Origin of the sequence: Cupriavidus basilensis, from assembly GCF_029335485.1 — a bacterium.
Classification (GTDB): domain Bacteria; phylum Pseudomonadota; class Gammaproteobacteria; order Burkholderiales; family Burkholderiaceae; genus Cupriavidus; species Cupriavidus basilensis_E.
The window spans coordinates 18,865-31,609 of record NZ_JARJLM010000111.1 but is presented as its reverse complement, the minus strand read 5'-3'; the positions used below and the strand labels follow the sequence as shown (position 1 = coordinate 31,609).

10 protein-coding genes and 2 pseudogenes are annotated in these 12,745 nt (G+C 67.6%); 6 read left to right on the top strand and 6 right to left on the bottom strand.

Going from position 1 to position 12,745, the window contains the following annotated elements:
- The coding region (locus P3W85_RS06425) for a tripartite tricarboxylate transporter substrate-binding protein (protein ID WP_276264160.1) at positions 1-292 on the top strand (292 nt) is incomplete at its 5' end.
- Between the two features lie 7 nt (positions 293-299).
- Complete coding sequence (locus P3W85_RS06420; RefSeq protein ID WP_017224724.1) at positions 300-1,472, top strand: acyl-CoA dehydrogenase family protein; 1,173 nt, start codon at positions 300-302, stop codon at positions 1,470-1,472.
- 169 nt (positions 1,473-1,641) lie between these two features.
- Here the strand turns inward: P3W85_RS06420 and P3W85_RS06415 are convergent, their stop codons facing one another.
- From P3W85_RS06415 to P3W85_RS06400, 4 genes are all read right to left on the bottom strand, one after another.
- Positions 1,642-2,565 (bottom strand): NAD(P)-dependent oxidoreductase, encoded by a 924-nt coding sequence (locus tag P3W85_RS06415; protein WP_346430247.1) that lies wholly within the window; start codon positions 2,563-2,565, stop codon positions 1,642-1,644.
- A gap of 185 nt (positions 2,566-2,750) precedes the next feature.
- Positions 2,751-3,494, bottom strand: a complete 744-nt coding sequence (locus P3W85_RS06410) for a head GIN domain-containing protein (RefSeq protein ID WP_276264158.1) — start codon at positions 3,492-3,494, stop codon at positions 2,751-2,753.
- A gap of 207 nt (positions 3,495-3,701) precedes the next feature.
- Positions 3,702-5,069 carry an ATP-binding protein gene (locus tag P3W85_RS06405; RefSeq protein WP_276264157.1) on the bottom strand — a complete coding sequence of 456 codons (1,368 nt, stop codon included), beginning with the start codon at positions 5,067-5,069 and terminating at the stop codon, positions 3,702-3,704.
- Positions 5,066-5,737, bottom strand: a complete 672-nt coding sequence (locus tag P3W85_RS06400) for a response regulator transcription factor (RefSeq protein ID WP_276264156.1) — start codon at positions 5,735-5,737, stop codon at positions 5,066-5,068. Before P3W85_RS06400 ends, P3W85_RS06405 begins: the two co-directional genes overlap by 4 nt.
- A 295-nt stretch (positions 5,738-6,032) precedes the next feature.
- Here P3W85_RS06400 and P3W85_RS06395 point away from each other — a divergent pair.
- The 3 genes and pseudogenes from P3W85_RS06395 to P3W85_RS06385 all read left to right on the top strand — a co-directional run.
- Positions 6,033-6,848, top strand: a pseudogene (locus tag P3W85_RS06395) (GNAT family N-acetyltransferase); the annotation flags it as partial.
- A 76-nt stretch (positions 6,849-6,924) separates the two neighbouring features.
- Positions 6,925-7,518, top strand: a complete 594-nt coding sequence (locus P3W85_RS06390) for a class I SAM-dependent methyltransferase (RefSeq protein WP_017226991.1) — start codon at positions 6,925-6,927, stop codon at positions 7,516-7,518.
- A gap of 70 nt (positions 7,519-7,588) precedes the next feature.
- Positions 7,589-8,011: a YccF domain-containing protein gene (locus P3W85_RS06385; RefSeq protein WP_017226990.1), complete on the top strand. Its 423-nt coding sequence runs from the start codon at positions 7,589-7,591 to the stop codon at positions 8,009-8,011.
- Between the two features lie 929 nt (positions 8,012-8,940).
- Here the strand turns inward: P3W85_RS06385 and P3W85_RS06380 are convergent.
- Both P3W85_RS06380 and P3W85_RS06375 read right to left on the bottom strand, forming a co-directional pair.
- Positions 8,941-9,474 (bottom strand): phasin family protein, encoded by a 534-nt coding sequence (locus P3W85_RS06380; protein WP_051078476.1) that lies wholly within the window; start codon positions 9,472-9,474, stop codon positions 8,941-8,943.
- Between the two features lie 184 nt (positions 9,475-9,658).
- Positions 9,659-10,678: pseudogene (locus P3W85_RS06375) on the bottom strand (tripartite tricarboxylate transporter substrate binding protein).
- A 242-nt stretch (positions 10,679-10,920) separates the two neighbouring features.
- Between P3W85_RS06375 and P3W85_RS06370 the strand changes: the two are divergent.
- Positions 10,921-12,720 carry an IlvD/Edd family dehydratase gene (locus P3W85_RS06370; RefSeq protein WP_276264155.1) on the top strand — a complete coding sequence of 600 codons (1,800 nt, stop codon included), beginning with the start codon at positions 10,921-10,923 and terminating at the stop codon, positions 12,718-12,720.
- The last annotated feature ends 25 nt before the right edge of the window (positions 12,721-12,745 follow it).

Here is a 12,745-nt window from a genome sequence, read left to right as displayed (position 1 = left end):
CAGCCGGCTGCTGCCGGAGCTGCCGCCGCTGGGGGATACGCCAGCGCTGAAGGGGTTCGACATCACCTCCTGGAACGGCGTGTTCGCGCCCGCGCATGCGCCGGCCGACGTGGTCGAGCGGCTCAACCGCGAGCTGTCCCGCATCGCGGCCAGCAAGGAGGTGGCGCCGCGCTTCGAAGCGTTGGGCTTCGAGGCATTCGGGCAATCGCCCAAGCAGTTCTCCGGCTTTGTGGCCGGCGAACTGGTCAAGTGGACCAAGCTGGTCAAGGACGCCGGCATCCAGCCGGAATGAGGCAGGCATGAACTTTGAAAGAACGCCAGAACAACGCGCCATCGTCGAGGCGGTGACGCAGCTGTGCAGCGACTTCGGTACCGGCTACTGGTCGGGCCTGGACGACGAAGGCAAGTTTCCCGAGGCCTTCCACCAGGCCATGGCAAAGGCCGGCTGGCTCGGCATTGCGATGCCGGAGGCCTACGGCGGCGCCGGGCTTGGCATCACCGAGGCAGCGCTCATCATGCAGACGGTGTCGGCATCCGGCGCCGGCTTCTCCGGTGCGTCGGCCATTCATATGAATGTGTTCGGCCTCAACCCGGTGGTGGTGTTCGGCAATGACCGGCAAAAGGAAGCCGCGCTGCCGCCCCTGATCGCCGGCGACGAGAAAGCCTGCTTTGCCGTGACCGAGCCGGACGCAGGGCTGGACACCACCCATCTGAAAACGCAGGCGGTGTTGTCGGCCGACGGGCAAAGCTACCGCGTGGACGGCCGCAAGATCTGGATCTCCACCGCGCAGGTGGCCGACCGCATGCTGCTGCTGGCCCGCACCACGCCGCTGGAGCAGGTGGCCAAGCCGACCCAGGGGCTGAGCCTCTTCTACACGGCGCTGGACCGCAGGCATATCGAGGTGCGCGAGATCCACAAGATGGGGCGCGCCGCGGTGGACTCGAACATGCTCTTTATCGACGGGCTGACCGTGCCGTTGCAAGACCGCATCGGCGAGGAAGGGCGCGGGTTCGAATACATCCTGCACGGACTGAACCCGGAGCGCATCCTGATTGCCGCCGAGGCCGTCGGGCTGGGGCGCGCCGCCCTGGAGGCGGCAACGCGCTACGCCAGGGAGCGCACGGTATTTGGCCGGCCCATCGGGCAGAACCAAGGCATCCAGCATCCGCTCGCGCAGGCCTGGATGGCGCTCGAAGCGGCCGACATGATGGTGTGGAAGGCGGCATGGCTGTACGACCAGGGCAAGCCGTGCGGGGCCGAAGCCAATACCGCCAAGTACCTGGCGGCGGAAGCCGCCCACCAGGCGTGCCAGACCGCGGTGCTGACGCTGGGCGGCATGGGCTATGCGAAGGAGTACCAGGTGGAGCGTTACCTGCGCGAGTCGTATATCCCCCGCATCGCGCCGGTCAGCGCCCAGCTGATCATGTGCCATATCGCCGAGCGCGTGCTGGGCCTGCCGAAGTCGTATTGACGCGGAGCGGGTTGGCGGCGCGCGTATTTTCTTGAGCCGTTGGCCTGCAATCCGGCCGTCCGTAGCGGCATTCTTTCAGCGATGAAAATAATGAAAATCAGCGCCGCTGCGATTGGCTGCACCCGCCTGTTCTCGGCCCATCGGCATCGGGGGGCGGGCCAGTCCGCCCTTATCGCAAGCGCTTGATCAGCGAGGAGGTATCGGCGCGGCCGAGGCCGTCTCGCTGCAGGTCCGCGTAGAACTGGTCGACCACGGCCGTGACCGGCAGGCTGGCGCCGTTGCGGCGGGCTTCGTCCAGGCAAAGGCCGAGATCCTTGCGCATCCAGTCCACCGCGAAGCCGAAGTCGAACTTGTCCTCGATCATCGTCGGGCCACGGTTCTCCAGTTGCCAGGAGCCGGCCGCGCCCTTGCTGATGACATCCAGCACGACCTTCATGTCCAGTCCCGCGCGTTCGCCGAAAGCGATGGCTTCGGACAGGCCCTGCAGCAACCCGGCGATGCAGATCTGGTTGACCATCTTGGCCAGCTGGCCCGCGCCGGCATCACCGATCCGCGTGACGGCGCGGGCATACGAGCCGAGTACCGGCTCGACCTGGCCATACACGGCCTCGTCGGCGCCGCACATGATGGTCAGGATGCCCTTTTGCGCACCGACTTCGCCGCCCGAGACCGGGGCATCGACGAAATGCAGCCCGCGCTCGCTGGCGGCGGCATACAGCTCGCGCGCCACATTGGCGCTGGCGGTGGTGTGATCGACGAACACGCAACCCGCCGGCGCCTTGGCGAAAGCGCCCTCGGCGCCGGTGAGCACCGAGCGCAGGTCGTCATCATTGCCCACGCAGGAACAGACCACTTCGGCATCTTGCGCGGCCAGGGCCGGCGTTGCCGCCGACTTGCCGCCGAATTCGGCGACCCACTGGCCGGCCTTGCTTGCCGTGCGGTTGTAAACGGTGACCTGGTGACCCTTGGCGGCGAGATGGCCCGCCATGTGGTAGCCCATGACACCCAGGCCGATAAATGCAACACGCATGACTGAAACGCTCCGAATCCGGCAGTGATTGTTACCGTTGGCGTCTGACGTGCACGAACGAATTCACGCGTGAATCCGCCTGAGACGTTCGCGCCCGGGACAGGCGGATTGGTCCGCCGAAGCAGCGAATGCTGCCATTGTTGCACCGCAACGTCAACCGTGTGCCTGGCTCGGCATCGCGCCGGTCGCCCGCCTGCGGGTGGTGCCGCTGGCCGAGGCCGCAGGCGCCCGCAGCAGGCTTTGGCGGGCTACTCGAACCGCACCTGGCCTGAGCCGGTCCGGCTGACGGTGCGCTTGGGCGGGTTCCCGGCGACGACGATATCGCCCGATCCATTCAATGCAACGCTGGCGGCGTCGGACGCATAGCCGCGGATAAGCCCCGAGCCGCTCAGCCTTGCATCCAGGTCTTGCGCGCGCAGCTGGCTGGCATCCACTTCGCCCGACCCGGAGTTGGTGGCGCTCACATGGCCGGCCTGGCCGGCGGCCATGATCGAGCCGGAACCTGACAGGCGTATGTCCAGCGATGCCTGGTGCAACCCGGTTGCCCGCATGATGCCCGCGCCTTCGATACCGATGGCCTGTAGCGACGGGGCCGTGATGGCGACTTTCAGCGGCGCCGTGAGCACGACCGGGGCCGCAAGGTCGATCGACAGCCTGCCGTCCGCGACGGTGGTCCGCAGCAGCGGCAGGATGTCGGCCGGCCCGGTGATGGAGAGCGTGACGCTGGGCGAGGCCGAGAATGCGGCTTCCACGGGCGCATTGAGTTGCACCGCGGAAAACGCCCCGAGTTTTCGGAGTTCGGTGGTTTCCGGGCCCCTGGCCTCGATGGCGCCGCGCGATGAGACCACTTGGCCGTTGACGATGACCACGCTGTTGCCGGAGGTGGCGATGGTGTCCTGGTTGACGCTGATGGCGCCTTGCTGGGCCATCGCCAGGCCGGCAAGGCAGCCGGCGGCCGGCCGGGCGGCGCGTAGCAGGTGAAAACGGCTCATGGCGTTCCTTTGGCGCCAGCTGTCGCGCCGGCCTTCGGCGAAGGCATGGCGGCGCCGGGCGTGGCCGGCATGGCTTGCCACCGGCGCCTGAACCTTGAGCGGCGGCGTCGGCGCCTCTGCCTCTGTGAGTCAAATCATAGAGCGCACCATCGGCTTTGTTGAGAGCCTTGGCGAGCGTGTCACCACGACGCGGGCGGGTGACTCCGGTCAAGCCCGATCCGGCGCTTCCTCCGCGGCTGGCAGCAGGACCGACACCGCCAGCCCGCCGCCACCCAGCCCGGGGCCGGTCTCGATCCGCGCGCCGTGGTTGCGCGCGATCCTGGCTACCAGGGAGAGGCCGATGCCACTGCCGCGCTGGCCGCTGCCGGCCACGCGATAGAACGCGTCGAAGATGCGCTCCTGCTCGGTGGCGGGTACGCCCGGACCATTGTCGGCAACCGTCAGGCGCACCATCGCGGGGCCAGCGCCGGCGGGCTCCGGGCTGCAGGAAACCGCGGCGTGGCCGCCGTCCGGGCTGAAGCGCAAGGCGTTGTCGACGAGATTGCGCAGCAGGATGCCGAGCGCGTCCAGGTCGCCGCGCACCAGGCAGGGTTCCAGCCGCAGTGCCAGCGACTGCCCGCGCTGGCGCGCCAGTACCTCGAAGTCCGCCAGCACCATGGCGACCAGTTGGGCAAGATCCAGCGGCGTGTGCGTGTCGCCGTTGTGCATGGCCTCCAGGCGTGCCAGGTCCAGCAATTGCTCGGACAGCCGGGCGCAGCGTGCCACCCCGCTGGCGAGCTGGCGCAGGGCGGATGCGCGCTGCGCGTCGTCGCTGGCATGCAACGCGACATGGGCATGGATGGACAGCGCGGCCAGCGGCGTGCGCAGTTCGTGCGCGGCGTCGGCGATAAAGCGGCGCTCGCCTTGCACCGCGCGCTCGGTCCGCGATAGCAAACGGTTGAAGGCGCCCACCAGCGGGCTGATTTCCTTCGGCAGGCCGGTGAGCGGCAGCGGCGTCAGGTCGAGCGGGGAGCGCCCGGCCAGCGTGGCGAGGATCCTGCGCACCGGTGCCAGCGACCAGCGCACCACTGCCCAGGTGGCGGCGCTCAATATGGCCACGATCAATACCGAATTGATCAGGCTGAAGAGAGTCAGGCTGCGCACATCGTGCGCCACCGCGTCCTGGCGCCGGCCAACCTGCACCTGGACGTGCCGGGCGGGATCGGATACGGCATGCACCCACCAGGTGACGCCGCCAACGTCCTCGCGGCCGGCGCCATCGGTGAAGCTGGGTCTGAGCGGCGCCTCCGGGGCGGTCGGCGAGCGGAGCACCCGGCGCCCGTCCACCCAGACCTGATAGCTCAGCACGGCGTCGTCGAACGGCTGCAGCAGGGGCGCATGGGTTGCCAGCGTGGCCGGATCGAGCGCGGGTGGCAGGGCGCGCAGGATCTGCCCGCCCGCGTCGCTCAGGGAAACATCCCACCAGCCGGTATCCGTATCGTAGAGCCGGAAGCCCGCAATCAGGTGCCAGCCGATCCAGAATCCCAGCAGAATCACCATCAACGCGGCGAACAGCCGCATGCGCAGCGATCTCATGTTCCGCTCTCGCCCGCGCTCAGGCGGTACCCGAAGCCATGCACGGTGGTGATCAGCTGTTCGCCCAGCTTGCGGCGCAACTGGTGCACATAGACGGCGATCGTGTTGCTCTCGATGGTGCCTTCGCCGCCGTAGACGGCGTCTTCGAGTTGATCGCGCGAGACCACCCGGCCGCGCCGTTCCATCAGCACCAGCAGGGTCCGGTATTCGTGCAGGCTCAGCGCGACCGGGTTGCCGCTTTTCTCGACCACGCGCCGCGCGGGGTCCAGCGTGAGGTCGAGATGCCGCAGCACCGGCAGCACGCGCCCCTGGCTGCGCCGGATCACTGCGCGCAGGCGCGCGTAAAGCTCGTCGGGCTGGAAAGGCTTGACGATGTAGTCATCGGCACCGGCATCGAAACCGCGAATGCGATCGCTGAGCCGGTCGCGCGCGGTGATGATCAGGACCGGGGTGGCATCGTAGCGGGCGCGCATGCCGGTCAGCACCGTCAGGCCCGAACTGCGTCCCAGCTGCAGATCGAGCAGCACGGCCGCATAGCGGCTGCCAGCCAGCGCCAGCAGCGCCGTGGAGGCGTCGTCGACGCAATCCACGCTCCAGCCGTTTTGTAGCAGCCCGGCACGGACCGCTTCGGCTAGCATGACATCATCTTCCACGAGCAGGACCTGCATCGGTGCCTCCTTCCGATGCCCGCGCGCGCGGGCTTGCCACGTACCACTAATTATTTTTTAAAACCGGTCACCTAGCATGCCAGTTACCGAGGCCGGCGGCTTCCCTGCGCAAGCCTGGGATGGCCTCGGCTGTGATGTGGCCGCATGGTGCGGCCACATCATTAAGAAGAGATTAAACGCGGTGATGCGGACTACGCCTTATGCGGCGGATCAAGCACAGATTGTGCAACAGTTGCCCCGCAGTGCGTGCATGCCGAGGTGGCACCCGTGCTAGCCAACAGGAGAAGACACAGTGATGCAAGAGATACCGGCGCCGACCCAGCCTCTGGCTGAAGCCCTGCCGAAATTCGGTGCCAATGCGTGGCGGTGGCTGCATTGTCCGCCGCCGCAGGCGCCGCGCGCGCTGGGGCCGCTGCTGGTGGGCTGGGCGCGCCATCAGGATGAAGTGGAACAGGCGCAACGGCTGCGCCATGCCGTGTTCGGCGAGGAACTCGGCGCCCGCCTGCGACCTGGCGCGCCGGGCCTCGACGCGGACCGCTTCGACGCTTACTGCGACCACCTACTGGTACGGGACGCGCGCACGCTGGCGGTCGTCGGTACCTACCGCGTGCTGCCGCCGCACCAGGCCCGGCGTGCCGGCGGCCTGTATGCGGAGACCGAATTCGATCTTGCCCGCCTGCATCATCTGCGCCCGCGCTTGCTGGAGCTGGGGCGCGCCTGCGTGCACCGGGACTACCGCAGCGGCAGCGTGGTGATGTCGCTCTGGTCCGGGCTTGGTGCTTATCTGCGGCGCCACCGGCTAGACACCATGCTGGGCTGCACCAGCGTATCGATTGCCGACGGCGGCCATTATGCTGCGAGCCTGTGCCGGCTGCTCGGCGCACGGCATTTGGCGCCTCCGGCCTTGCATGTGTTTGCACGCCTGCCGCTGCCGGTGACAGAATTGCGGCAGTCGCTGGCGGTACAGCCGCCGCCGCTGCTCAAAGGCTATCTGCGGCTGGGCGCGCGCATTTGCGGCGGACCCGCGTGGGACCCGGATTTCAATGTGGCGGATTTTCCCACGCTGCTGCGCCTGGCCGACCTGAACACCCGCTATGCGCGCCATTTCCTTGGCGCCGGCGAGGATGCCGCGGCGCTGATGTCTTGCGCCAGGCAAGAGGACGAAGGCGCAAAGGAGGATCGACACCATGCATGACCTGTTGCTTTTCCTCCGTGCCTGGTTCCGTCATCCCCGCCGGGTTGGCGCGGTGGCGCCATCGGGGCGTGCGCTCGCCGAGCGCATCACGGACGACATCCTGCCAATGGATGGCCCGGTGATCGAACTTGGCCCCGGCACCGGTGCGTTCACCCGCGCCCTGCTCGCGCGTGGCGTACCGCAACACCAGCTGGCACTGGTTGAATCCGACCCTGCCTTTGCCGATAGCCTGGGCGAGCGCTTTCCGCAGGCGCGGCTGTTGCGGATGGACGCGGTGCATCTCGGGCAACTGGGGAGCGTATTCGGGGACGAGCGTGCGGGCGCGGTAGTGAGCGGCCTGCCGTTGGTGGCCATGCCGATGCGCCAGGCCGTGGCCATTCTCGATGGCGCCTTCCGGCATCACCTGCGGCCCGACGGGCGCTTCTACCAGTTCACCTACGGGCCGCGATTCCCGGTGCCGCAGAGGCTGATGGCCCGGCTAGGCCTGGAAGCGGTACGCGTGGCCTATGTGGTAGCCAACGTGCCGCCGGCCTCTGTCTACCGCGTGCGCCGGCGCGCGCCGGGGCCGGGCGGCTTGCCGGACTGAGCGGCCGTCGGCGGCATCCGCGCCGGCTTGCGTATCATCCGTTCTTGGCATTCCCTTTGAAAGGACTCGCATGCGCGCGATCGGCAATTTCCTCTGGTTTATTCTCGGCGGCTTTTTCATGGGCCTGGCCTGGTGGCTGGCCGGACTCATTGCCTTCTGTTCCATCGTGGGCATTCCCTGGGGCAAGGCCTGCTTCGTGATCGGGCAGTTCACCTTTTTCCCGTTCGGCAAGCAGGCCATCAGCCGCCGCGAACTGCATCAGCAGGACGACATCGGCACCGGCATGCTCGGCCTGGTCGGCAATCTGCTGTGGTTCGTCTTTGCCGGCATCTGGCTTGCGATTGGCCATCTGGCGTCGGCCTTGGCCTGCTTTGTCACCATCATCGGCATTCCCTTCGGTATCCAGCATCTCAAGCTGGCCGTGATCGCGCTGGCGCCGATCGGCCAGACCGTGGTGACGAACGAAGTGGCAGAGGCCGCGCGGCGCAATTAGTTTTGCGCTTCAAGTCGAAGCCCTGCAGGATCTCCCGTATCTAACACAGCCGGAAGGCATTGGCCAATGCCGTCGGCACGCTCTTGGTTGCTCTTGGTGGTAAGGCGCTCACTCCGATGCAAGGCGGGGTAACAGCGTTTTACGCCGATCGCTATCCTAGTATGGGATGGTGGTTGATCGCTTTGGCCGGCGCCGCGGTCGACGAAGAGGGCTGGAGCACACGGCTGTGATTTGCTTGTATGCCCAATGTCGCGCCGACGCAGGCAAGGGGAACCGGTGCGGACATTCGCGCGTTGCGCGCCGGCAGTCGAGTGGGAGGGGGTATGAGAACGCAGGGTTTGTTGTTCGCCACATCGCTGGCGATAGCGTTACCGCTGCATGCAAACGCGGCAGGATGCCAATACGACATGCAGTGCAAAGGGGAGAGGATCTGCCAGAAGGGGCAATGCGTCTCCCCCGACGAGGATGGGCCTGATGCTGCGGACTCTCCCGCCACGGCGCCGGCGCCCCGTCCGGCAGCCGTTCCTCCCGCCTCGCCAGCTCAAGCGCCAGCGTCCGCACGCATGAACAGGAATCCGCAAGTCTCGGCAGATCCGCGCTACTGCTGCACCGTGGTGGGCAGGCTAAGGCCATATGGCAACCGTCTCGCCGACGTTGCGATCGGCGATGCCTGCCAGGGCGTGACCAACTCGGGGAAACCCGTTCCCGGCACCGCGTGCCAATGAGCCGGCTGTTGGCGGCCATACGATTCCGGCGGGCGGAGCAGGGCCCGCCTCCGCTCGCGCTTTGCCGCAGATATTCGATGGCCTGCTGCCGGGCCCGGCTTTTCTCGCGCGGCCCGACGTCGATTACCAGCCGGGCCGGACACAGCCATTGCGCGTGCGGCATATCGCGTTTGCCGCGCCGGTTCGCGCAGCCGCGGCGCGGGACTATTCCGTTGCCGTCTTTTGCGTGGAATCGGCTGGCGCCGGCAGCAGCGGCGCCTGCACGACATCGGCCGGTTCCGCCGGCAGCGGCTTCACGGCAGGCAGATAGGCGGAGACCCAGCCGGATACCGCAACGCTCATGGCCGGCAGGGTGGTGCCGTAGTCCGGCAGGAAATCCCGCCCCATCAGGCACCATTGGAATGGGTCCTGGCCCGTCATCCCGGCAAGCTGGCGTTGCACCTCGCTGGAAAGCTCTCCGCTTGCGCCGAACAGGATGTCGTTCAGGCTATTCGAGTAGGAGGCAATCCGCTGCGCCAGGACGTCGGCCAGTTCCGGCCGGTACAGGGCAAGACTGATCGGCTCCAGGCTGGCTTCGCGAAAATAATCCGCGCTTTCGGCGATGAAGGTTTTTGCCGCCTGCAGATTCAGCGCACCGATCTTTTCCGCTACCTGCGCCCAGGTGCTGGCCAGGCCGAGCGCCATGCTCAACTGGGCCTGGCACGCCTCGGCGTATCCAGCGTGGGAGGGGGATGCCATGCGAGTCTCCTATGAAGGACGCCGCAGTGCGCCGGAACGGCTCCGGAGGGCAGCGTCGTTGCTTGCTGCGGCGCAGCAATGCTAGTCATCATAGGCGCAATCGCAACGGTGTCAAGCAGCGCCGGCGACGGCGCCCATGCCGTCGCGCGCGTGATGCGGACGCCTTCCGCCCGGCCAGGCCCGCCTACTCCGGCTTGACTCCGGCCTCCCGGATCACCGTGGTCCATTTCGCCAGCTCCGCCTTGATGCGGGACTGGGTTTGCGCCGGGGTGGTCCATGCGGCGATGGCACCCTGCCTCAGCAGGGATGCCTTGACGTCGGGCTCGGCCAGGATTTTCTTCAGTTCGCCGTTGAGCCGGTCCACTACCGGTGCCGGGGTACCGGCCGGCGCCACGATGCCGAACAGGGAATTGACTTCGAAGTCCTTGAGGCCGGCTTCGGCGGCGGTGGGCACATCGGGTAGCGCCGCCACGCGTTCGGTGGTGGTCACGGCGAGGGCGCGGATCTTGCCGCCCTTGACGTAGGACTGCGCCGCCGGCACGGTTTCGATCATGCTCAGCACCTGCCCGCCGATCAGGTCCGTCATGGCCGGGCCGCTGCCCTTGTAGGGCACGTGCAGCATGTCCACGCCGGCCATGCGCTTGAACATTTCTCCGGCCAGGTGCTGCGGCGACCCGTTGCCGGCGGAGCCGAAGGTGATGGCCCCGGGAGAGGATTTCGCCAGCGCGATCAACTGCGGCAGGTTGTTGGCCTTGACCGAGGGATTGACCACGAAGACCAGCGGCACCGTGCCGACGATGGCCACCGGGGCAAAACTCTTTTCGATGTCCTAGGAGACGCGGCTCTTGTAGAGCGCCGCGTTGATGGCGTGGCTGGTCAGCGCGCCCATCAGCAGGGTGTAGCCGTCGGCCGGTGCCTTGGCCACCGTTTCCGCACCGATATTGCCCGCAGCCCCGGCGCGGTTGTCCACCACCACCTGCTGGCCCAAAGCCGTCGAGAGATGCTGGGCCAGGGTGCGGCCGATCACGTCGGTGGCGCCGCCAGGCGGGTAGGGCACCACCAGCCGGATCGGCTTGGCCGGGTAGTCGGTGGCTGCCGCGGCGGCGCCGCTCAGCAAAGCGCCGGCAGCGGCCAGGGCGGAAAGCAAAAGCTGGCGCCGGGGCGTGGAAGCGCAGCGGCGGGCGGGGCGTCGAATGCCGGTCATGGAATCTCCTGATGCCGGGATGGTATGAATGGAATGCGGTCGGCTGCAGTGCAGCGCGGGACGCCCGGCTCGTCGCTCCGGCAGAGTGTAGGTGCCGTTGCTTGATAGATGAATCCGAATTTTTCTATCGACTGATCGGCTTATTCAATTAAAGCCGCACGGCGCATTCATCTCTTGCAGGGGAGAGCGACCGAGGCATATGATGCCAGGCCAGATTATCAATAATATTATTGGAGATGTGCATGGCCGGACCCCACGACGTGCCCAAAGACCCTTCCGCCTCGGCGCCCGCCGGCCAGGATCCTTTCGAGCCAGCGCGGGAAGCCGCGGACGGCCTGGGTAAAGGACTGACCAACTACGGCGACAAGGGCTTCTCGCTCTTCCTGCGCAAGGCCTTTATCAAGGGCGCCGGCTACACCGACGACGCGTTGTCCCGGCCGGTGATCGGCATCGTCAACACCAACAGCAGCTACAACCCCTGCCATGGCAACGCGCCGCAGCTGGTGGAAGCGGTCAAGCGCGGCGTCATGCTGGCGGGCGGGTTGCCGGTGGACTTTCCCACCATCTCGGTGCACGAGAGTTTTTCGGCGCCGACCAGCATGTACCTGCGCAACCTGATGTCGATGGACACCGAGGAGATGATCCGCGCCCAGCCGATGGACGCCGTGGTCCTGATCGGCGGCTGCGACAAGACCGTGCCCGCGCAACTGATGGGCGCGGCCTCGGCCGGCGTCCCGGCCATCCAGCTGGTGACCGGGTCCATGCTGACCGGCTCGCATCGCGGCGAACGCGTGGGCGCCTGCACTGACTGCCGCCGTTATTGGGGCCGCTACCGCGCCGACGAGATCGACGCCGCCGAGATCGCCGACGTCAACAATCAGCTGGTCGCCAGCGTGGGCACCTGTTCGGTGATGGGCACGGCAAGCACCATGGCCTGCCTGGCCGAAGCGCTTGGCATGATGGTGGCGGGTGGCGCTTCGGCGCCAGCGGTCACGGCCGACCGCGTGCGCGTGGCCGAGCGTACCGGCGCTACCGCCGTGGCAATGGCCCGCGCGGGATTGACCCCGGACCGCATCCTCACCGGCCGCGCCATCGAGAATGCCTTGCGGGTTCTGCTGGCGATCGGCGGCTCCACCAATGGCATCGTGCACCTGACGGCCATCGCCGGCCGGCTGGGTATCGATATCGACCTGGCCGGGCTGGACCGCATGAGCCGCGAGACGCCGGTGCTGGTGGACCTCAAGCCCTCGGGCCAGCACTATATGGAGGACTTCCACAAGGCCGGTGGCATGCCCGCGCTGCTGCGCGAGCTGCGGCCGCTGCTGCACCTGGACGCGCTCACGGTGTCGGGCCGCACGCTGGGCGAGGAGCTGGACGCGGCGCCCGCGCCATTCGCCCAGGACGTCATCCGGCCGTTCGGCGATCCGATCTACCCAGTGGGCGGCCTGGCGGTGCTGCGGGGCAACCTGGCCCCCGGCGGCGCCATCATCAAGCAGTCGGCCGCCGATCCCGTGCTGATGGAGCACGAGGGGCGCGCGGTGGTCTTCGAGGATGCCGAGGATATGGCCTTGCGCATCGACGACGATGCGCTCGATGTGCGCGCCGACGATATCCTGGTGCTCAAGCGCATCGGCCCGACCGGAGCGCCCGGCATGCCGGAGGCCGGCTACATGCCGATTCCCCGGAAGCTGGCGCGCGCCGGCGTCAAGGATATGGTGCGCATCTCGGATGGCCGCATGAGCGGCACTGCGGCCGGCACCATCGTGCTGCATGTGACGCCGGAAGCTGCCGTCGGCGGGCCGCTGGCCCATGTGCGCAGCGGCGACCGCATCCGGCTGTCGGTGGCGCGGCGCGAGCTCTCGCTGCTGATCGACGACGCGGAACTGGCGCGCCGCGCCGCCGGGCACGAAGTCACGCGGCCGACCGCCGAGCGCGGCTACCGCAAGCTGTTCCTGGCGACGGTGACGCAGGCCGACCAGGGCGTGGATTTCGATTTTCTCCGGGCCGCGCAGACCAGCGAAACCGTGCCCCGTCAATCCTGAGGTGCCGGTCATGGATCGTCGAACC

Excerpts from the sequence above, each read along its gene's own strand:
- P3W85_RS06370 (WP_276264155.1), top strand. The coding sequence starts at position 10,921 with ATGGCCGGACCCCACGACGTGCCCAAAGACCCTTCCGCCTCGGCGCCC.
- P3W85_RS06380 (WP_051078476.1), bottom strand. The coding sequence starts at position 9,474 with ATGGCATCCCCCTCCCACGCTGGATACGCCGAGGCGTGCCAGGCCCAG.
- P3W85_RS06385 (WP_017226990.1), top strand. The coding sequence starts at position 7,589 with ATGCGCGCGATCGGCAATTTCCTCTGGTTTATTCTCGGCGGCTTTTTC.
- P3W85_RS06405 (WP_276264157.1), bottom strand. The coding sequence starts at position 5,069 with ATGAGATCGCTGCGCATGCGGCTGTTCGCCGCGTTGATGGTGATTCTG.
- P3W85_RS06410 (WP_276264158.1), bottom strand. The coding sequence starts at position 3,494 with ATGAGCCGTTTTCACCTGCTACGCGCCGCCCGGCCGGCCGCCGGCTGC.
- P3W85_RS06420 (WP_017224724.1), top strand. The coding sequence starts at position 300 with ATGAACTTTGAAAGAACGCCAGAACAACGCGCCATCGTCGAGGCGGTG.
- P3W85_RS06390 (WP_017226991.1), top strand. The coding sequence starts at position 6,925 with ATGCATGACCTGTTGCTTTTCCTCCGTGCCTGGTTCCGTCATCCCCGC.
- P3W85_RS06400 (WP_276264156.1), bottom strand. The coding sequence starts at position 5,737 with ATGCAGGTCCTGCTCGTGGAAGATGATGTCATGCTAGCCGAAGCGGTC.